Here is a 19,194-nt window from a genome sequence, read left to right as displayed (position 1 = left end):
AATCTGAGCCATGATCAAACTCTTCAATTAAAGTTTTGTTGCTTCCGTCTTGCGACTTCAGCGGCTCAATGAATTCTGATTTTTTGTTTCTAACTAAAGAAACAAACTGTACATATTACTATGAACACTCATTGTTACATTGATTTAAATTTTTGACTGCCAACCCGAAGGTTAAGCAGTTTCGATTAACTCAACACCTGTGAGTGTCCACACAGATTTCTTGTTTTATCTTGTTAAAGAGCAACTCAATATTCGTAAGAGAACTTGAGTACCACACTGAGCGTCGAACGCTTCCAGTTGGCTAGGGCTGCGTATTCTACGCATTTCCCGTTTCGCGTCAAGGAGTTTTTTACAACTTCTTGCTGCGCTTGAATTAAGTGCTTAAAAGCGACTCAATTCAACTTAACTCGTCAGCTGGCTTTCGCTGTCTGCCGTGTCAGTGGATGCGCATTATAGGGAGATTGAGAAAGTCCGCAACCCCTATTTTTAAGATAATTGTCATTTCCTCACTGTTCGTTGGATATTTGACCTGACCCGCTAGTTTTTAACCTTTATAATGCTAAAAACCACTCAATTAGGGACTTTTCTATGTCAGGGCCACTCAGAACTTACCAAGGTATTCATCCTCAATTAGGCAATAACGTATATGTAGATGAAGCTTCGGTGCTTGTTGGCGATATTGCGTTAGATACTGATGCCAGTATTTGGCCTATGGTGGCGGCGCGTGGTGATGTTAACCATATTCGTATTGGTAAACGCTCGAACGTACAAGACGGTAGCATATTGCATGTAACGCGTAAGTCAGCTGCTCGTCCCGATGGTCATCCACTGATTATTGGTGATGATGTGACTATTGGTCACAAGGCTATGCTTCACGGTTGCAAAGTCGGTAACCGAGTATTAGTGGGCATGGGCGCGATTATTCTCGACGGTGCGATTTTAGAAGATGATGTGATCTTAGGTGCAGGTTCTTTAGTGCCACCGGGCAAGGTATTACAGAGTGGCTATTTATATGTAGGCAGCCCAGTTAAGCAGGCTCGCCCATTAACGCCTGCCGAAATTGCCTTTTTGCCAGAATCTGCCGACAACTATGTCAGACTGAAAAACGAATACTTAGTTGAGTTACAGAACATCTAATCACTTATAGCTAATCTCTTATAGTTAGTCGCTTAGTGTCACTATAGCTATATAAGAAAGGAGGTAGAGACTCATTGAGTCTCTACCTCCTTTTGCTATTCGCTGATTCAGAAAACTATCTGAGTTCGATAAGTTTAGCCTAAGTGTACTGCCCCAAACTCATCAAACTCTTCGGCTTCAATTAAATCTTCCGCCATTTCTTCGGCATCAAATCTCACCGCATCAAACAATGCCAGCATAGCAGCAGCTTCATAGGCACTCGGCTGTTCAGAGAAATCATTCAGCTCGGCTAACTTATTCACACTGATATAGCACTTAATGTTCATCCCCTGTGACTGCGCGATAAAGCAGACTCGCTTGTGGGCGTCGTCCCAATATTGCAGTTCGGGAAAAAGAATACTTTGATTCATGCTTCCTACTTAGGCTCGGCCATTAGTTTATCCCTCAAAAGATTTAATACCACTTGAGTGTCGGGCTCGATACCTCGCCATAGGGTAAAACTCTTAGCCGCTTGTCCGACTAACATGCCGAGCCCATCAATAACCTTAGCTGCACCTTGAGATAGCGCCCATTGGTTAAACGCGGTGACCGAGGCGCCATACATCATGTCATAACAAACGGTTTGGGTGGTGATGATATGTGCTGGCAAAGGTGGCAACTCGCCCGCAAGACTCGCCGAGGTTGAATTGATGATGACATCGAACTCGCCCACAAGCTCATTCATTTCTACGGCGGTGACTCTATTTGCGAAAGCACCGTTATCCACCGAAGTAAAGATATCGACCAGAAGCTGTGCCTTAGTGTGAGTGCGATTACTGATGATCATCTGCGCAATTCCCGCATTTAATAACGGCAGAATACAACCGCGCGCCGCACCACCAGCACCAATAAGTAACACGCGCTTATCTTGCAGGCTGCCTAAGTTAGCGATGAGATCGGCCACCAGCCCTAAACCATCGGTGTTATCACCGCGAATAGTGCCATCGGCCAATAAACTTAAGGTGTTTACCGCGCCAGCAAGCTTGGCCTCTGGGCTGAGACTGTCACACAGCGCAAAAGCTTGCTCCTTAAAAGGCACTGTCACATTCGCGCCCTTGCCGCCCGCATTGAAAAACGCCGTCAGTGAGGCTTCAAAACCATCGACCGGAGCAAGAATGGCTTCATAGGTTAATAACTCTTGGGTGGGCGCGGCAAATTGTCCATGAATGAACGGCGATTTACTGTGGCTAATTGGATTGCCAAACACTGCGTATCTGTCTGTCATAGCGATATTAAATTTTAGGTTTAATGGCTTTGCAGTCTACCGCGCTTTTGAGCCTAGGCAAGACGAATTATGTTCAACTAAATTTCACGTTGGGTTTCACGCTATAATGCGCCATCGGCTCAATACTCTCTATTTTAGTGAACGACTATTCCAATGAACTGGCTTAAAAAGATTTTTAGCAAACACACTCCACCGCAGGATGATCGCGATCCGAGCCAATCTAACGCTTACGACTTAATCGGTGGCGAAAAAGTGATCCGCGCTATCACCAAATGTTTTTATCAGAAGATGGCAAGCTCCGCAGAAACGACAACACTGCTTGCCATTCATAGAGCGCCAATTGCGGAATCAGAGCAGAAGTTGTTCGAATTTTTAAGTGGTTGGCTCGGCGGGCCACAGCTCTATCAGCAGAAATATGGTCATCCCGCATTGCGAGCACGGCACATGCATTTCGCCGTCGATGAGGCGATGCGGGATCAATGGCTGTTTTGTATGAAATTTGCGATTGAAGAACACATTAATAAGCCAGAGCATCGAGCCGCCATTTATGAGGCGATTTCAACTCTGGCCGATCATATGCGTAATCAATAAAGTGGATGCTGTATCCACTTTATAAGATTAATGGCTAAAGCCAGTCGCGGGGTTTGAGGTAGTTATCGTACAAATCTGCCTCAGGGCTTCCCGCCTCTGGCGTATAAGCATATTGCCAACGCACTAATGGCGGCATCGACATTAAGATAGACTCGGTACGGCCGCCCGTCTGTAGGCCAAACAAAGTGCCTCTGTCGTAGACTAAGTTGAACTCAACATAACGACCACGACGATAGAGTTGGAACTGACGCTCACGCTCACCGAATTCAGTCTCTTTACGACGCTCGACAATCGGCGCATAGGCCGTTAAGAAGCCATTACCTACAGCTTGCATAAAGCTAAAGCTTTGCTCGAATCCTGCTTGATTCAAGTCATCGAAAAACAATCCACCCACGCCGCGGGTTTCATTACGATGCGGTAGGAAGAAATACTCATCGCACCATTTCTTATACTTGGGATAAACCTCATCCCCGAAAGGCGCGCAAATATCCTTAGAAGTCTGGTGCCACTCGCGCACATCTTCCTCGAAAGGATAATAAGGCGTTAAATCAAAGCCACCACCAAACCACCACACGGGATCGGCACCCTCTTTTTGAGCGATAAAGAAACGCACATTGGCATGAGTCGTTGGGATATAAGGATTATTAGGATGAATAACTAAAGAAACGCCCATAGCTTCAAAACTACGGCCCGCTAACTCAGGGCGATGCGCCGTAGCCGACGCAGGCATAGCAGCGCCAGTCACATGGGAAAAGTTAACCCCAGCTTGCTCGAACACTGCACCTTGGGTTAATACTCGGCTCGTACCACCACCGCCTTCGGCGCGAGTCCATGAATCGGCGGCGAACGTGGCTTGGCCATCCAGCGCCTGTAAACCAGCACAAATTCGGTTTTGTAGATCGATTAAAAACGCTTTTACCACTGCAACATCAGGCACACTCATCTTGTTATCCTTATTATTGGTTTGCTCATTGTCCATTTCGTAAAATCTTACCGCTTCGCGCATCGATAATGGTCGAGGGCTGACGTTGTTCGCCGAGTTCGCCTAATACCAGTGCATCGATTTTACCGGTAAAATCGGCGAGGATTTCAGCGGCAGTTAATGCGGGATCTTCACCTGCAAGGTTAGCGCTGGTCGACACTAAAGGTTTATTAAGTGCGCGGCACAGGGCTTGTACTCCAGCATGGGCCGACACTCGCACTGCGATAGAGTCAAATTCACCACAGAGGTATTTTGAAACCTGCGCTTTGATTGGCATGACAAAGGTAAAAGGCCCCGGCCACTTGGAAAATGCAAACTCGAGCTGCTCAACCGTTAATTGCGACTCATCAACATAAGCCAAAAGCTGCTGAAAATCACTGGCGACTAAGATCAGTCCCTTTTGCCATGGGCGCTGTTTTACAGCCAATAACTTTTGGATAGCAGTGTCATTATCTGGGTCGCAACCTAGGCCATAAACGGCCTCGGTTGGATAAGCGATAACACCACCGTTAAGCACAATATCTTTTATGTCAGATGGGTGCAGCTGCAACATCTTAGGATCACCTTTTGAGTATTGTCGATTTCAACAATCAAATTATTGGATAAATTCGAATACTGACCGCCCCATCAGCGGTCAACCGAGGATTATACGCAAGCCACTTTCATCGGCCAAATATTAAGATGCAGGCCACACAATAAACTAAAGTGGTCTTTTGTATTTACAGCTTTTTTGCGGGCATTCTAAACGCATCCCAGCCGCACCTTTACGCTCAACTAAGATCCCAAAACCACAACTCGGGCAAGCTTCAGCAACCGGAGGATAATTCACAATAAACTTGCACTTAGGGTAAGCACTGCAAGCATAAAAACTCTTTCCGAAGCGACTCGTTCTGTGCTCAAGCTTACCCGCTTTGCATTCAGGGCAGGGAATGTCAGGCTTATCACTCGCTTGATCCTGTTTTTCAATATGCGTGCAGCTAGGATATTGAGTACACCCAATAAAGATCCCAAAACGCCCAGACTTTACCGCCAGTTCGTGACCGCATTCAGGGCATACAGAACCTTCAATCACTTGAGTTTCAATGGATTCGTGCTGCACTAAGGGTCGAGTGTAATTACAGCTAGGGTAATTATTACAGCCAATAAAACCGCCGTGCTTACTGTGTTTGACCGATAACTCGCTGCCACATTCAGGGCAAAGTTCGTATTCTTTTTCCAGTGCGTGTTCGTGGGCACTAAATAATTGTTCATCAATCTTAGACATAATCATTCACCACCTGTCGTAGCGCATTAGGATATCAAGCGCAGTGCCATCAAGGAATTTATGGCATCAAAAAAGGAGGTCTTAGCCTCCTTTCTCTCATAATTCATCTTTCACAACAATTAAGAATGCAGTCGGCCTTCGGGCTGTTCGAAGATTAAATCTTCCATTTGCTCATAAGCGGACTCATGGCCAGGAGCATTAAACAGCACCATTAAGATAACCCATTTGAGATCTTCTAAAATCAGGGTTGGTTCATCCAACTCCATAACTCTATCGATCACCATTTCACGGGTTTCGACATTCAGCACTTTAACTTGCTCTAAAAACAACAAGAAACCGCGGGATTCTACATCCAGCTTGTCCATTTCGTCCTTTGTATAGATACGAAACGAATGCTGATCGTGATTACAAAGATAAGGTTTATTCCCTTCTTGTAATTCAGCTAAGCGCTCTAACCAAGTTAACGCTTTTAAAATCTCGGATTGATGAAATCCGGCACGAGTGAGTTCCTTGGTTAACTCGTCTTCATCAACTAGTAGTTCAACTTCACTGTGAACATAGTTTTCAAATAGATACATGAGGATATCAAACATGGCTAGCTCCTCTTTACTCTGACGTAACCACCGGGTACTGCTATTACCCAACCTTGCAACTCAAGTTCAAGCATTTGTTCTAACACCAGATCTATCGTTTTTCCACTATGTTCAACGACTGCATCAATTGATGTAGTTTCATAACCTACACTAGCTAACAGAGACGAAAATGGCAAATTACAAATCTCGTCTTGCTGTATATGGTGGCATAACTTCAATTCTTCAAGGTGGAAAGCGGTTAAACTTGCCAACTCTTCCACTATATCGGCAGCGGTTTCCACAAGCTTTGCTCCATCACGTAATAAATCATGACAGCCTTGATGGTAACCACCTAAGATTGAGCCCGGAACGGCAAACACCTCACGCCCTTGTTCCATCGCCAACCTAGCAGTGATTAAAGAGCCGCTTTTGCGACAGGCTTCAACCACAAGAGTACCTAAAGATAGACCGCTAATAATGCGATTTCGTTTCGGAAAATTACCCGCAAAGGGACCAGTATCAGGCCAAAACTCGCTAAGTATACAGCCTTGCCGCTGAATATCATGATAAAGCTGTCGATGTTTTCGTGGATAAATGATCTCTATGCCCGTACCTAGTACGGCAATAGTGCACCCTTGATGGTCAACACAGGCTTTATGGGCTGCCCCATCAATCCCCATCGCCATGCCACTACAGATACCAAATCCCATTGAGGACATCTCAGCAGCCAGTTGATAAGCGACCTGCAATCCGCCAGGAGAAGCATTACGACTGCCAACAATCGCAAGATAAGGAAGGGCTAACGCCTCTAAGCAACCTTTAACGAACAGGACGGCGGGCGGATCTGAGAGTTGTTTTAATAATGGTGGATAAAGCGGATCAGAGAAGCAAAGCAGATGATGATCGGCGGCTTGCTGTTGCCATTCGAGGGCGACATCCACTTTTTGATAATCAATAACAAGGCTATGGAGCAGATGATCAGATAAAGGTAGCGCTTGTCTCTCATGCTCTAACCTTTGTCTGAGGTCGTCCACTTCCATGTGCGTTAATAATTGTTGGATCCGAGCGGGTCCTAGCCCAGATACAGCACAAACAACTAACCAATCGACCAAATTTTCAGAGATTATAGACCTCTTAAGGCTAAAGATTCTGGGGCGATTAACTTATCGTCGACACGAACAGGCCGCTCGGTGGAGACAATCAAACCTAAGCTCGCCTTATCAAACACTTTAAACACTAACAACTTACCATGATAAACATCCGGCATCTTAACTGCACGATCCGAAGAGACTGACGCCATTAGGTTATCATAGGCAGTACGTTCAATTGCAGGAACCGGCATACCATCATTGTTGATAACAATAACCTCACCATCACGGTAAATAGAAAATACCACCCCAGGCTCGACGCCATCCTGAGTGCCTTTATCTAAGTACACGACATTCAACTTACCCGCTTCACGCAAATTTGATTCTGTTGCTAACACTAAAGCTGGTATCTTTAATTCCGCAGGTTTAGGAGTAAAGTAAGCTGACATCAAGGAATCACTTTCCATCGGCAATACTCTGAAGCCTGCTTTAGTTTCGCGAAAGCTCGTTAGCAACTTAATTTTTGAAACCTTACCAGACTCAATCACTTGCCCAGTAGACGACAAAATGGCTTCTTGTCCTAACGCTTCGCCTGACTCTTTATTGAAAAACTCGCGACCACGTTCGTAAATACCATATTTTTGGTTTATTGGCAGTTCAGCATCAATATAAATCACATCACCCACAATATGGTGACGCGATGGACTTTCACCTGCCAGCACCATAGGTTGCTCAGTAAGCCAGTGAGTCTCGACGACCCGATTCTGCACTAAATATTGTTCAATCAAGGCTAAATCAACGGCTGGAATAGCATTACTCTTAGCAATGACACGTCCCTCTGGACTCTTTTTTACATGGGGTTTAGCACTATCGACAGTAGCACCATTACGCACAAGGCGGGGCTGACCATCAATAAATACCAGAGTGAGTTGATCGCCAGGGTAAATAAGGTGGGGGTTAGCAATCTGTGGGTTTACATCCCAAAGACTCGGCCATTTCCATGGGTCATTCAGAAACGCGGCGGAGATATCCCAAAGAGTATCGCCCTTTTTCACTACATATGACTCAGGATGCCCCGCCTTAAGCGTCAGGGTATCTGCGGCAACAAACGTGCAATTGAATGTCATTAACGCGAGTAAAATTAACCGTTTCATGGGTATTTCCATGTTGTTTAACTCTTAGTTTGAGCTTTTACTGTTATTGGTAGGCACTAAAGATTAAAATTAACTCATTAGCATCAGTCAGTATAACTAACTGGCAGAGATTTGACAGACTTGTTAAGAGTTTATGTATGACACTATTAAAAGTATTACAATTCCCTGACGAAAGATTACGAACACAAGCCACACCCATCACAGAGTTTAATGCCGAGCTGCAGACTCAAATTGATGATATGTTCGAAACCATGTACCAAGAAAAAGGTATCGGTCTGGCCGCGACCCAAGTTGATTACCATAAACAAATTATTGTCATGGACTTACAGGATGAAGTCGAACGACCCAAAGTGTTTATCAACCCCGAAATTATCGCCAGCAGCGGTGACTTCTGCAATGAAGAAGGTTGCCTGTCGGTTCCGGGGATTTACGCCAAAGTCGATCGCGCCGAATTTGTCACGGTAAAAGCCTTAGACAGGCACGGTAACGAATTTATAGTTGAGGCCGATGAGTTATTTGCCATTTGTATTCAACACGAAATGGATCACCTCAAAGGCAAATTGTTTGTCGATTATTTGTCGCCGCTAAAACGTCAGCGGATCAAACAAAAACTTGAAAAAGCGGCCCGATTGGACGCCAAAGAAGCATAGGATCAGATTTGAAACCACTCAACATCATCTTTGCCGGAACACCGGATTTTGCCGCTCGCCACTTACAAGCACTTTTAAACTCACACCACAATGTGATTGGCGTTTACACTCAGCCCGATAGACCCGCTGGCCGCGGCAAGAAACTGACCGCCAGCCCAGTAAAAGAACTCGCTATCGCCAATAGTATTGCAGTGTTTCAACCCGGCTCATTACGTAAAGAACCCGCGCAACAAGAACTTGCCGCACTCAACGCCGATATCATGGTGGTCGTCGCCTACGGCCTGATCTTGCCAAAAGTCGTGTTAGATACACCGCGTTTAGGTTGTATTAACGTTCATGGTTCTATTTTGCCACGCTGGCGTGGTGCCGCACCGATCCAACGCGCACTTTGGGCCGGCGACAAAGAAACTGGCGTAACCGTTATGCAGATGGATGTGGGTTTAGATACTGGTGATATGCTGCTTAAAACCTATCTGCCAATCGAAGATAACGACACGTCAGCCAGCCTTTACGAGAAACTGGCAGAACAAGGTCCCGTTGCCCTATTGCAAGCACTCGAAGGTTTGGCAAATGGCACCTTAGCCGCTGAAAAACAAGATGAAGCCTTAGCGAACTACGCAGAAAAACTCAGTAAAGAAGAAGCCAGACTCGATTGGAATAAATCTGCCAAACAACTCTGGCAAGAAGTCCGCGCCTTTAATCCTTGGCCTGTGAGTTACTTTGAGCACCAAGGTAACACTATAAAAGTGTGGCAAACTCAAGTCAGCGAAATCACCAGCACAGCCGCTCCAGGTACTATTATCAGCGCCAGCAAAAAAGGCATAGACGTCGCCACCGCTGATGGTGTGTTAACCCTGCTGAGTATGCAGCTTCCGGGGAAAAAGCCACTCAATGTTGCCGATATTCTCAATGCTCGAGGTGAATGGTTTAGCCCGAATACTCGCCTCGCAAACGAGGCACAATAATCATGAACTTGCGCGCGCTAGCTGCGAAAGCCATCTTCGAAGTATTAGAAAAAGGCGTGTCACTGTCAGTGGCATTGCCTGATCAACAAAAACATCTTGCCAGCGGCAAAGATAAAGCCCTACTTGCCGAGATCTGCTATGGCGTGATGCGCACTCTGCCGCAAATAGAAAAACGCATCAGTGAATGCCTAGCGAAACCACTTAAAGGCAAACAAAGGATTATCCACCAGCTCCTGATCGTAGGTTGCTATCAACTGTACTTCACTCGTATTCCAAGCCACGCCGCAATTTCAGAAACCGCCGAAGCCTGTCGCCAATTAAAATTTGAAGGCATGGTCAAAGTGGTTAATGGTGTACTGCGCAATATTCAGCGCCAGCTATCGCCGCTAAACACAGAATCAGATACCTTAAGCTATAACACACCCGCTTGGTTAATTAAGCGCTTAAAAGAAGCCTATCCCGAGCAGTGGCAAGACATCATTCAACAAAGCCATGAACGCCCGCCCATGTGGCTGCGTAACAATCGCTTATCCCAGAGCCGTGCCGAATACCTCGCAGCCCTAGCCGAAATCGACATTGAAGCGAGCGAAGGCAGCAGTGCCGATGCCATTCTCCTAGTGCATCCAAAGGATGTCGCCACACTGCCACACTTTCATGAAGGTGCAGCATCAGTGCAAGATGGCGCGGCACAATGGGCGGCGACCTTATTAGCCCCGCAAGCGAATGAATTAATACTCGATGCCTGCGCGGCACCCGGTGGCAAAAGTTGTCACTTACTCGAACTTGAGCCGAGTATCAAATTAGTGGCTGTTGATTTTGATGCCAAACGCCTTGAGCGTGTGCAACAGAACCTTGACCGCTTATCATTAAAAGCGGAGCTTATCCATGGTGATGCGGCCAACATAGACTCATGGTGGCAAGGCGGACAATTTGATCGTATCTTACTGGACGCGCCTTGCTCAGCCACAGGAGTGATCCGCCGCCATCCCGATATTAAATGGTTGCGAAAAAACCATGACATCGAAGAGTTGGCTGAACTACAACAGCAAATTCTCGATCATTGCTGGAAGTGGCTAAAACCCGGTGGCACGCTTCTTTATGCCACTTGTTCGATTTTACCGCAGGAAAACCGCGACCAGATCAGTGCGTTTTTAGATAGAACGGTAGATGCTAAGCTAGACACACTTGCCCAGCAAAATTCGCCACAGGATATAGGTTGGCAAATCACGCCAGGACAAGACAATATGGATGGGTTTTATTATGCCCGTTTATTGAAAGCGACTGATTAGGAAGTAAGCAAGGCCATGAAAATTATCATATTAGGTGCAGGTCAAGTTGGGGGAACCTTGGCCGAAAATTTGGTGGGTGAGAACAATGACATCACCATTGTCGATTATGACAAATCCAGATTACGCGCCCTGCAAGATAAATATGACCTTCGTGTCGTAGCGGGCCATGCCGCTCACCCTGATGTGCTCAGAGAAGCGGGCGCAGAAGATGCCGACATGCTTATCGCCGTAACCAATAGTGATGAATGCAATATGGCTGCCTGCCAGATTGCCTATACCCTCTTTGGTACGCCGACTAAAATTGCCCGTATCCGCTCAGAACCCTATTTGGCGATGCGCGATAAACTCTTTATCGACAGTGAAACCAAAAATAGCGATGGTCGTCCCCGTGGCGGCTTCGTGATCGATGAATTAATCGCCCCTGAACAGTTAGTAACCGCTTACATCCAGCGACTCGTAGAATATCCAGGCGCATTGCAAGTACTTGAATTTGCTGAAGGCCGGTTGAGCCTAGTGGCTGTTCGAGCCTATTACGGCGGCCCTCTGGTGGGGAATGCATTAGCGGCACTTCGCGAACACATGCCCAATATTGATACCCGGGTCGCGGCGATCTTCCGCCAAGGCCGCGCTATTATGCCTCGCGGAACGACCATTATCGAAGCCGATGATGAAGTCTTCTTCGTTGCAGACAGTCGCCATATTCGCGCTGTCATGAGCGAAATGCAAAAGCTCGATAACTCCTACCGCAACATTATGATCGCCGGTGGCGGTAACATAGGCCTAGGCTTAGCAAAACGCCTTGAGCGCACCCACTCGGTCAAACTGATTGAGCATAAATTAGAACGTGCAGAAGCCTTATCGGAGCAGCTGGAAAATACCACAGTGTTCTGCGGTGATGCCTCAGATCAAGAATTACTGCTCGAAGAACACATAGACCAAACCGACGTATTTATTGCGGTCACCAATGACGACGAAGCCAATATTATGTCCGCCCTGCTAGCAAAACGTATGGGCGCGAAAAAGGTCATGGTGCTTATTCAACGCGAAGCCTATGTGGATATAGTGCAAGAAGCCAACATCGATATTGCTATCTCACCACAACAAGCGACGATTTCGGCACTATTAACTCATATTCGTCAGGGTGATATCTGTAACGTTTACTCTCTACGTCGTGGGGCGGCCGAGGCAATTGAAGCCATTGCCCACGGAGATGCCAGTACTTCTAAAGTCGTTGGCAAAGCCATTGGTGATATTAAGTTGCCACCGGGGACAACGATTGGTGCCATTGTCCGCAATGATGAAGTGCTGATGGCCCACGACAAAACCGTGATAGAGCAAGGGGATCACGTGATCTTGTTCTTAGTGAATAAAAAGTTTGTCGGCGAAGTCGAGAAGCTTTTCCAACCAAGTGCTTTCTTCTTCTAAGAACCTTAGTAAGCCAACTTATGCTGAACTTTAGACCGCTATTGTTTATTTTAGGGCTGTTTTTGTCCATGCTGACAGCTTTCATGCTGATCCCACTGCTCCTCGCCGCATACAAAGGTGAGGAAACTGTGGGCTCTTTTATGGTGTCGGCATTAGTCACAGGCATTAGCTCAAGCCTGTGTTTACACAATGGCCAAAGCAAAAGCATTAACCTCAATATCCGCGATATGTTCCTGCTAACCAGCCTAACGTGGTTGATCGTAAGCCTATTCGCGGCCATGCCATTTACCCTTTATCACGGTATTGGTTATACCGACGCCTTCTTTGAAACCATGTCCGGCATCACGACCACAGGTTCTACTGTACTCTCAGGGTTGGATACTATGGATCACAGTATCTTAATCTGGCGCTCTTTATTGCAATGGCTAGGTGGGATTGGTTTTATCGTAATGGCGGTGGCGATTCTACCCTTCTTAAACGTCGGCGGGATGCGGCTATTCCGCACTGAATCATCCGATTGGAGCGATAAAGCAGTACCTCGCACCCAAAGTATGGCTAAGTATTTATTTTTTATATATATTTTACTAACGAGTATCTGCTGTGTTGCCTATCATCTGGCGGGAATGACTTGGTTTCAGGCCATCAATCATGCAATGACCACCCTCTCGACTGGTGGCTACTCGACCTCAGATAGCTCAATGGCGGCGTTCTCCAACTCTGCACACTGGGTTGGGATTTTCTTTATGGCAGCAGGTGGTTTGCCACTTCTCATGTTTGTACAAACCATACAGCAAAGGGATCTACGGATTTGGAACGATGCTCAGGTCAAAGGCTTCTTATTTTTCCTCACCTTTGTATCTTGTTCTATTGGCTTCTGGCTGTGGCAAACCCGCGACATTGAGCTTCTAGATGCACTGCGTTTATCCAGCTTTAACGTGGTATCGGTAGTCACCACTACAGGTTATGGCTTAACGGACTACGGTGCTTGGGGCGCCTTTGCCAATATCGCCTTCCTGTTTTTAATGTTTGTCGGTAGTTGCTCTGGCTCCACTTCGGGCGGGATTAAGATCTTCCGTTTTCAAATTGCTGGGGCCATTATGCGCGAGCAATTGAAACAGCAATGTCATCCAAACGGTATCTTTAGGGAACGTTACAACAACCGCATCATCAGTGATGATATCGTGCGCTCTCTGATCACTTTCGTACTGCTGTTTGTGATGGTGATTGTAGGCTTGTCAGTGATTTTAGTGCTCACGGGTCTCGATCCTATGACCAGTTTCACGGGCGCGATTACGGCAGTCACTAACGTTGGCCCTGGTTTAGGCCCGATTATTGGCCCTGTAGGTAACTTCTCAACGCTACCCGATGTCGCTAAATGGGCGTTGTCACTCGGCATGCTCCTCGGTCGTTTAGAAATCTTAACCGTGGCGGTGTTGTTCCACCCGAGTTTCTGGAAGTACTAATTCAGTAGAGATTGAATACTAAAAAGGCGCTTAACTTGTTAAGCGCCTTTTTTATTAAGCAGTTGCAGTAACGTCAGCTAATTCCAACAGATGATCAGCATAGACTTTCACATCTGCCCAGTCGGTATAATCGATAACTGACTTAGGATCAGTTGGGCCTTTAGTCATCTTCATAATCAACTGAATCGCCAATCTGTCATACCAAGGCCATGAAGGATAATCCACTTTGCCCGCAATAATTTTAAGATCAGCAGGCGTCCATGGAGATAACGCAATGAACTTTTGCAGATATTTATTATTTGCAGGGATACGTTTTTCAGGATTTCTCGCCACAACATTGACGCAGAAAAAACTGTTTGGCAATGCGCCCAGAGCCTGTGCATGCTGCTCAATAAATTGAAATACGCTCTTATCATAGGTGCCATAAAGCACGCAGGCACCTAAGGCAACGACATCATAATCAGGCCAATTAATACAAGTCGCAGCAGCACTGTTGATATCGATGAGGTCAACCTTAGCGTCACGAAACCTTAATTGCTCGGCAATTGCACTGGCAATCTTGGCCGTATGGCCACCACGGGTAAAATAAAGTACGAGGACGCGTGTCATAGGCAATTTCCGATCCACTGAGTAATACCACCATTGTGGCAAGGTTACGTTAAATAAACCTCTGATAGGATCACAAATCAGTCGTATCTCATATTCTGAGATGCAAAAATTGAGATCTGCATTGCCGAGCAGTATGATTGCGTAAACACATGTGTTCAATTAGAATTATCTAATCAAAAGCGATAAAGTGAGTGACCTTATGCAAAATGATATAGATGTAGATGCAATGGTAACTAATGCGGAAAGTGCTGCTAAATGGCTCAAGGCCATAGCGAACCCTTATCGCCTAATGATTTTATGTCTATTACTAGACAAAGAGTTGAGCGTAACCGAGCTCAACGCCACAGTGCCATTAAGCCAGTCGGCCCTATCCCAGCATTTAGCCGTATTACGCGCAGAAGATCTCGTGGATACCCGTAAGAGCTCGCAGATTGTTTACTATAAACTCAAGAACGAGCAAGTCACCCAAGTGATTTCAATTCTGCATAGCCGCTACTGCGCGGCCTAACACTGCAAAATTAGCCTAAATTTAAGCCCTAACCTCTTGCAAGTGATTAGGGCTTAATGGTTTTTAATGTTGGCTAAAACGGTGACCGAAGGCATCGACTTTTACCCAATCGGTAAACTCAAAAGTGCCAGTGATATCCGTTGGCCCTTTAGTCAACCACATGATAAAACGTATCATGGTCCGGTCGAAGAAACCGTATTTAGGGTAATCAATCTTGCCCGCAAACACTTCTAACAGCTGGGGTTGCCACAGTGAAAGCTTGAGAAACTTTTGCATATAAGGATTGGTTTCAGGCGTATTTTTTAAGGGTTTGCGCGCCACTACGTTAACGGTAAAAAAACCATTAATCTTAGTATCTAGCACAGCATGGTGGCGATTCACATACTGATAAAGCTCTGGTCTATGCTTACCATAGCGAATACTGGCACCAATCAGCACTTTATCAAAATCCACTAAGCTCAACGCTTCCGCCTGCTCTAATGTGGCGAGCGAAACCTGCTCTCCCGCCTGTTCAGAAATCGACTTCATTTTTTGGCAAATTGCCAATGTTTGGCCATCTATCGTCGAATAGATTATTAACGTCTGCATGATTAATTCTTCCAAAAAGTTGGCGTAAACAAAATCAGTAAGGTAAATACTTCGAGGCGACCAAACAGCATAGCCACGACCAATACCCACTTGGCTCCATCACCAATACTGGCATAATTGCTCGCTACCTCACCTAAACCTGGGCCTAAGTTGTTTAAGCATGCCGCCGTAGCACTAAAAGCCGTAATATCATCTAATCCCATCGCCATGAGTGCAAGCATACAAATCACAAACACCAGCGCATAGGCAGAAAAGAATCCCCAAACAGCATCAACCACACGGTCGGGTAAGGCTTTAGAGCCAATCCTAATCGAAAACATTGCCTTAGGGTGAACAAGTCGTTTCAATTCACGTGAACCCTGTAGCAGCAGTAAAATTACTCGAATGACCTTAATCCCACCCGCAGTTGAGCCACCACAACCACCGATAAAACTCGAAAACATTAATAGTATGGGTAAAAATAATGGCCACAGATGGAAGCTATCAGTGCCAAATCCAGCCGTAGTGGCAACTGAGACAGCCTGAAATAAAGCATGATCTAAGGTTTCTTCTGGCGAATCATAAATACCAGAACGATAAAGCGTGAAGAAACAAATCGCTGTGAGAATAAGTTGAATCGCCACCAGCATCTTAAATTCAGCATCTTTAAAATAGACTCTAACGTTAATCCCACGTCGTGAGAATGCCGCAAAATGCACGCTAAAGTTAACCGCAGAAACAATTAAAAAGAACACACAAATAAGATTAATAGTAGGACTATCGAAATAGCCCATACTGGCATCGTGGGTCGAAAAACCTCCGATGGCTATGGTCGAAAATGAATGACAAATGGCGTCAAAAATACTCATGCCCGCCCACCAATAAGCCGTCGCGCAGGAAATCGTTAGCAGTAAATAGATATACCACAGTGCTTTAGCGGTTTCGGCTATCCGCGGGGTCATCTTACTGTCTTTCACTGGCCCCGGAATTTCTGCGCGATAAAGCTGCATTCCTCCCACTCCGAGCACAGGTAAAATAGCCACAGCGAGCACAATAATCCCCATGCCGCCAAGCCATTGCAGCATATGGCGGTAAAACAAAATGGCCTTAGGTAAAAAATCGAGCCCGACAATGACAGTGGCTCCGGTGGTGGTTAACGCAGAAAAAGATTCAAAGAAGCTGTCTGTCCAGCTTAAGTCTGGCTGACTCGAAAAGATAAACGGCAAGGCACCAATAGAACCCAGTACAGTCCAGAACAGCACGACAATCAGGAAGCCCTCTCGCGTACGCAATTCTTCTTTGCAGTGGCGGTTCGGATACCAGAGCCAAAAACCAATAAATAGGCTAACAAAAAATGCCTGCATAAACGCCGTGCCGCCGCCATCGTTATACCAAACAGCGATCAGTGCTGGTGGCAGCATAGTGATTGAAAATAAACCAATCAGCAGGCCTATGATTCTAATTATGGTTTTATATTGCATTACGCGAGTTCAATTATTCCATTGGCTGTAAAGGTATTTTCAGCATTTGGGCTATTTTGGCATAATTTACGCAGGCATCACAGATCAAACTCGGGCCTCAAACTTCCTTGACTCAGTGTCGCCAGCGACTCACAAAGCCATACCTGTTGCTCTCGCCCTATCTCAAACACAATATCGACCGCTGCGGCAAATTGCTTATCGATGATCACGGCATCCACTTGCTGTAATAGATGCTCGACATCGCGCAGCTGCGCATAATCACAATGCAACTTGGCGGGATACCGTAACTGTTTGAGTCGCGTCGGTAATTGAATCAAGCCTTGCCTTAAGCCCGACGTATAAGCCCGAACGAGTCCACCTACGCCTAACTTAGTACCGCCATAGTAACGCACGACAACGGCGCCAACTTCGCCAATATGTGCCCCTTGCAACACAGCTAACATAGGGCGACCTGCACTGCCAGCAGGCTCACCGTCATCACTCGAACCAATCAAGACGCTATCATCCGGTGCGCCAGCAACAAAAGCTGAGCAATAGTGGCTTGCGCCGGGATAGTCACGCTTGATGTCAGTAAGTACTAACTTTAATTTATCGACACTATCGCAATGAAAGAGAAAAGAGATAAAGCGACTATGCTTTATCTCTTCTTCAATGACGATTTCATCACAGGGAACGTTATAACTTTCGAGCACGAATTCGCCCTAATCTATTTTCAAACATCAATCGGCTAAGCCGAGCTCACGGGTCATATTCTCGTTTCTATCTTGATGCACTATGACGTTATCTTCGATACGAATACCGCCAAAAGGCCTTAACTCATCAATCGTTTGCCAGTTAATCTGTTGGCCACGACTATCTTGTTTAAGCTCATTGAGCAAAGTATCTATGATGTATAATCCAGGTTCCATGGTCAGCACTTGGTTTGGCGCTAAAATGCGGGTGCAACGTAGGAATGGATGGGCCTCGGGTGCCGCGATATGGGTACCGCGCTCATCGTGGGAGAAGCCACCCACATCATGTACTTGTAAACCTAACATGTGGCCTAAACCATGGGGGAAGAAAGCACTGGTAATGCCTTGATCAACCAAACCTTGGGCATCACCCGTGGCTAAATCAAAATCCAATAGCATTTGCGCGACTTTAGCGTGAGTCGCTAAGTGTAAATCAGGATAACGAACGCCAGGGCGCATCATGTCGATAAGCTCCAGCTGCGCCTTATTCATCGCAGCGATCAACTCATCGAAACGATTCTTCTCAAATGCATAGGTTCTAGTGATATCAGACGCATAGCCAAAGTAACTCGCGCCCGCATCAATAAGAAAAGACAAACGTTTCGCAGGGCTTTGATGCTCAAGCGCGGTGTAATGCAAAATCGCCGCATTTTGATTAAGAGCGATAATATTGCCGTAGGGCACTTCATTTTCGCTCTGGCCCACGGCAGATAAATAATGCTGTTGGATCTCGAACTCACTCGCACCGTTATAAAACGCATTTTTAGCAGCCAAATGTCCCTGCACCGCAATTTGGTTGGCGCGGCGCATACATTCCAGCTCATATTCAGTTTTAGTGGTTCTGTGGTAATGCAAATAGCTCATCACAGCATCAGGATTGCGACTGGTAAAACCCAGCACTTCGGCTACATCTAAATGCTCGCCCAAATAAGCCCAATTAACAGTGTCTTTGGGCAACAGTTCAGCGACCTTATCGGCCTTAGTTAACAGCTTAATATCAAAATGCTCGGTCCAGAACATATCCGGCACATCGGATACTTTGTGCCAAAAATCCACAGGACGATAAAAAATCAGCTGCGGCTTATCGCGACCATTGACGACTAACCAGCAATTCGGATTATCCAACACTGGCAACCATGCCTTGAAGTGCGGGTTTGCTTTAAAGGGATAATTGATATCATCCAAAAACATCCGATGCGGCTGACCCGAATGGATCACTAAACCAGACAAGGCTTCTCGAGACAAAATCTCTGCGACTCGGCGGTTTAACTCGGCAATATGGGCACGATAGTGATGAGCCAACTGATCCATTTGTCATCTCCTGCAATGAATAAAAGTTAATATTATGAGCCAAATTTGCCCACATAATCTTAATCTGATTATGAACAACAGATTCAATCAAAACGTTAAACTGTCACTCAATCTAAAATACATGGCTGCTCAATAAAGAACAT

At 46.0% G+C, this 19,194-nt stretch carries 21 protein-coding genes; 8 read left to right on the top strand and 13 right to left on the bottom strand.

Annotation, left to right across the window (positions count from 1 at the left end; translation table 11 throughout):
* Positions 1-588: 588 nt before the first annotated feature.
* A complete protein-coding gene (locus L5M18_RS11150) occupies positions 589-1,137 on the top strand; it encodes a gamma carbonic anhydrase family protein (RefSeq protein WP_168827558.1) in 549 nt (182 codons plus the stop codon).
* Between the two features lie 134 nt (positions 1,138-1,271).
* Here the strand turns inward: L5M18_RS11150 and L5M18_RS11145 are convergent, their stop codons facing one another.
* Complete coding sequence (locus L5M18_RS11145) at positions 1,272-1,547, bottom strand: DUF1488 domain-containing protein (protein WP_263196952.1); 276 nt, start codon at positions 1,545-1,547, stop codon at positions 1,272-1,274.
* A 5-nt stretch (positions 1,548-1,552) separates the two neighbouring features.
* Positions 1,553-2,401, bottom strand: coding sequence for a shikimate dehydrogenase (gene aroE / locus L5M18_RS11140; RefSeq protein ID WP_263196951.1), 849 nt, complete (start codon positions 2,399-2,401; stop codon positions 1,553-1,555).
* Positions 2,402-2,554: 153 nt separating this feature from the next.
* Here aroE and L5M18_RS11135 point away from each other — a divergent pair, with 153 nt between their 5' ends.
* Positions 2,555-2,992, top strand: coding sequence for a group II truncated hemoglobin (locus L5M18_RS11135; RefSeq protein ID WP_263196949.1), 438 nt, complete (start codon positions 2,555-2,557; stop codon positions 2,990-2,992).
* A 34-nt stretch (positions 2,993-3,026) separates the two neighbouring features.
* Here the strand turns inward: L5M18_RS11135 and hemF are convergent, their stop codons facing one another.
* The 6 genes from hemF to L5M18_RS11105 form a co-directional block, all read right to left on the bottom strand.
* On the bottom strand, positions 3,027-3,935 hold the full coding sequence (hemF, locus tag L5M18_RS11130) for an oxygen-dependent coproporphyrinogen oxidase (RefSeq protein WP_263196947.1): 909 nt from the start codon (positions 3,933-3,935) through the stop codon (positions 3,027-3,029).
* Between the two features lie 25 nt (positions 3,936-3,960).
* Entirely contained in the window at positions 3,961-4,527 is a 567-nt protein-coding gene (locus tag L5M18_RS11125) for an L-threonylcarbamoyladenylate synthase (RefSeq protein ID WP_263183826.1), read from the bottom strand.
* Between the two features lie 147 nt (positions 4,528-4,674).
* Positions 4,675-5,238, bottom strand: a complete 564-nt coding sequence (locus tag L5M18_RS11120) for a type I DNA topoisomerase (RefSeq protein WP_105253028.1) — start codon at positions 5,236-5,238, stop codon at positions 4,675-4,677.
* A gap of 119 nt (positions 5,239-5,357) precedes the next feature.
* The gene (locus L5M18_RS11115; protein WP_263196945.1) at positions 5,358-5,831 is read right to left on the bottom strand and encodes a DUF494 family protein; all 474 of its coding nucleotides are present in this window, start codon (positions 5,829-5,831) and stop codon (positions 5,358-5,360) included.
* Between the two features lie 2 nt (positions 5,832-5,833).
* Positions 5,834-6,850, bottom strand: coding sequence for a DNA-processing protein DprA (gene dprA / locus L5M18_RS11110; RefSeq protein WP_263196944.1), 1,017 nt, complete (start codon positions 6,848-6,850; stop codon positions 5,834-5,836).
* 83 nt (positions 6,851-6,933) lie between these two features.
* The gene (locus L5M18_RS11105; protein WP_105250830.1) at positions 6,934-8,064 is read right to left on the bottom strand and encodes a LysM peptidoglycan-binding domain-containing protein; all 1,131 of its coding nucleotides are present in this window, start codon (positions 8,062-8,064) and stop codon (positions 6,934-6,936) included.
* Between the two features lie 125 nt (positions 8,065-8,189).
* On the opposite strand from L5M18_RS11105, the gene def reads away from it, so the two are divergent.
* Genes def through L5M18_RS11080 form a run of 5 tightly spaced genes read left to right on the top strand, consistent with a single transcriptional unit; the run spans position 8,190 to position 13,844 of the window.
* Positions 8,190-8,702 (top strand): peptide deformylase, encoded by a 513-nt coding sequence (gene def, locus L5M18_RS11100; protein ID WP_263196942.1) that lies wholly within the window; start codon positions 8,190-8,192, stop codon positions 8,700-8,702.
* A gap of 8 nt (positions 8,703-8,710) precedes the next feature.
* Entirely contained in the window at positions 8,711-9,667 is a 957-nt protein-coding gene (gene fmt / locus L5M18_RS11095; RefSeq protein WP_263142849.1) for a methionyl-tRNA formyltransferase, read from the top strand.
* A 2-nt stretch (positions 9,668-9,669) separates the two neighbouring features.
* Positions 9,670-10,956, top strand: a complete 1,287-nt coding sequence (gene rsmB / locus L5M18_RS11090; RefSeq protein WP_263196941.1) for a 16S rRNA (cytosine(967)-C(5))-methyltransferase RsmB — start codon at positions 9,670-9,672, stop codon at positions 10,954-10,956.
* 15 nt (positions 10,957-10,971) lie between these two features.
* Positions 10,972-12,381, top strand: coding sequence for a Trk system potassium transporter TrkA (gene trkA, locus L5M18_RS11085; protein WP_105250826.1), 1,410 nt, complete (start codon positions 10,972-10,974; stop codon positions 12,379-12,381).
* A gap of 20 nt (positions 12,382-12,401) precedes the next feature.
* Complete coding sequence (locus L5M18_RS11080) at positions 12,402-13,844, top strand: TrkH family potassium uptake protein (protein WP_113941395.1); 1,443 nt, start codon at positions 12,402-12,404, stop codon at positions 13,842-13,844.
* Between the two features lie 54 nt (positions 13,845-13,898).
* Here L5M18_RS11080 and hemG (L5M18_RS11075) read toward each other — a convergent pair whose 3' ends face one another.
* Entirely contained in the window at positions 13,899-14,453 is a 555-nt protein-coding gene (gene hemG / locus L5M18_RS11075) for a menaquinone-dependent protoporphyrinogen IX dehydrogenase (RefSeq protein ID WP_105250824.1), read from the bottom strand.
* Between the two features lie 199 nt (positions 14,454-14,652).
* Here hemG (L5M18_RS11075) and L5M18_RS11070 point away from each other — a divergent pair, with 199 nt between their 5' ends.
* The gene (locus L5M18_RS11070) at positions 14,653-14,961 is read left to right on the top strand and encodes an ArsR/SmtB family transcription factor (RefSeq protein WP_105250823.1); all 309 of its coding nucleotides are present in this window, start codon (positions 14,653-14,655) and stop codon (positions 14,959-14,961) included.
* 63 nt (positions 14,962-15,024) lie between these two features.
* On the opposite strand, the gene hemG (L5M18_RS11065) is transcribed toward L5M18_RS11070, so the two are convergent.
* The 4 genes from hemG (L5M18_RS11065) to pepQ form a co-directional block, all read right to left on the bottom strand.
* Positions 15,025-15,549: a menaquinone-dependent protoporphyrinogen IX dehydrogenase gene (hemG, locus tag L5M18_RS11065; RefSeq protein WP_263164802.1), complete on the bottom strand. Its 525-nt coding sequence runs from the start codon at positions 15,547-15,549 to the stop codon at positions 15,025-15,027.
* A gap of 2 nt (positions 15,550-15,551) precedes the next feature.
* Positions 15,552-17,009 carry a TrkH family potassium uptake protein gene (locus L5M18_RS11060; protein WP_105250821.1) on the bottom strand — a complete coding sequence of 486 codons (1,458 nt, stop codon included), beginning with the start codon at positions 17,007-17,009 and terminating at the stop codon, positions 15,552-15,554.
* Positions 17,010-17,086: 77 nt separating this feature from the next.
* Positions 17,087-17,701 (bottom strand): YigZ family protein, encoded by a 615-nt coding sequence (locus tag L5M18_RS11055; RefSeq protein ID WP_263164804.1) that lies wholly within the window; start codon positions 17,699-17,701, stop codon positions 17,087-17,089.
* Positions 17,702-17,728: 27 nt separating this feature from the next.
* On the bottom strand, positions 17,729-19,051 hold the full coding sequence (pepQ, locus tag L5M18_RS11050; RefSeq protein WP_131524504.1) for a Xaa-Pro dipeptidase: 1,323 nt from the start codon (positions 19,049-19,051) through the stop codon (positions 17,729-17,731).
* Positions 19,052-19,194 lie beyond the last annotated feature (143 nt).

It is taken from the genome of Shewanella sp. SM20, assembly GCF_025654545.1.
GTDB classification, from domain to species: Bacteria; Pseudomonadota; Gammaproteobacteria; order Enterobacterales; family Shewanellaceae; genus Shewanella; species Shewanella oncorhynchi.
Note: the sequence above shows the minus strand (reverse complement) of the source record. Positions and strands in the feature narration are given on the sequence as shown.

What these genes read in the sequence shown, in the direction of transcription:
- L5M18_RS11150 (WP_168827558.1), top strand. Translation starts at nt 589, where the DNA reads ATGTCAGGGCCACTCAGAACTTACCAAGGTATTCATCCTCAATTAGGC.
- L5M18_RS11145 (WP_263196952.1), bottom strand. Translation starts at nt 1,547, where the DNA reads ATGAATCAAAGTATTCTTTTTCCCGAACTGCAATATTGGGACGACGCC.
- aroE (WP_263196951.1), bottom strand. Translation starts at nt 2,401, where the DNA reads ATGACAGACAGATACGCAGTGTTTGGCAATCCAATTAGCCACAGTAAA.
- L5M18_RS11135 (WP_263196949.1), top strand. Translation starts at nt 2,555, where the DNA reads ATGAACTGGCTTAAAAAGATTTTTAGCAAACACACTCCACCGCAGGAT.
- hemF (WP_263196947.1), bottom strand. Translation starts at nt 3,935, where the DNA reads ATGAGTGTGCCTGATGTTGCAGTGGTAAAAGCGTTTTTAATCGATCTA.
- L5M18_RS11125 (WP_263183826.1), bottom strand. Translation starts at nt 4,527, where the DNA reads ATGTTGCAGCTGCACCCATCTGACATAAAAGATATTGTGCTTAACGGT.
- L5M18_RS11120 (WP_105253028.1), bottom strand. Translation starts at nt 5,238, where the DNA reads ATGTCTAAGATTGATGAACAATTATTTAGTGCCCACGAACACGCACTG.
- L5M18_RS11115 (WP_263196945.1), bottom strand. Translation starts at nt 5,831, where the DNA reads ATGTTTGATATCCTCATGTATCTATTTGAAAACTATGTTCACAGTGAA.
- dprA (WP_263196944.1), bottom strand. Translation starts at nt 6,850, where the DNA reads ATGGAAGTGGACGACCTCAGACAAAGGTTAGAGCATGAGAGACAAGCG.
- L5M18_RS11105 (WP_105250830.1), bottom strand. Translation starts at nt 8,064, where the DNA reads ATGGAAATACCCATGAAACGGTTAATTTTACTCGCGTTAATGACATTC.
- def (WP_263196942.1), top strand. Translation starts at nt 8,190, where the DNA reads ATGACACTATTAAAAGTATTACAATTCCCTGACGAAAGATTACGAACA.
- rsmB (WP_263196941.1), top strand. Translation starts at nt 9,670, where the DNA reads ATGAACTTGCGCGCGCTAGCTGCGAAAGCCATCTTCGAAGTATTAGAA.
- trkA (WP_105250826.1), top strand. Translation starts at nt 10,972, where the DNA reads ATGAAAATTATCATATTAGGTGCAGGTCAAGTTGGGGGAACCTTGGCC.
- L5M18_RS11080 (WP_113941395.1), top strand. Translation starts at nt 12,402, where the DNA reads ATGCTGAACTTTAGACCGCTATTGTTTATTTTAGGGCTGTTTTTGTCC.
- hemG (WP_105250824.1), bottom strand. Translation starts at nt 14,453, where the DNA reads ATGACACGCGTCCTCGTACTTTATTTTACCCGTGGTGGCCATACGGCC.
- L5M18_RS11070 (WP_105250823.1), top strand. Translation starts at nt 14,653, where the DNA reads ATGCAAAATGATATAGATGTAGATGCAATGGTAACTAATGCGGAAAGT.
- hemG (WP_263164802.1), bottom strand. Translation starts at nt 15,549, where the DNA reads ATGCAGACGTTAATAATCTATTCGACGATAGATGGCCAAACATTGGCA.
- L5M18_RS11060 (WP_105250821.1), bottom strand. Translation starts at nt 17,009, where the DNA reads ATGCAATATAAAACCATAATTAGAATCATAGGCCTGCTGATTGGTTTA.
- pepQ (WP_131524504.1), bottom strand. Translation starts at nt 19,051, where the DNA reads ATGGATCAGTTGGCTCATCACTATCGTGCCCATATTGCCGAGTTAAAC.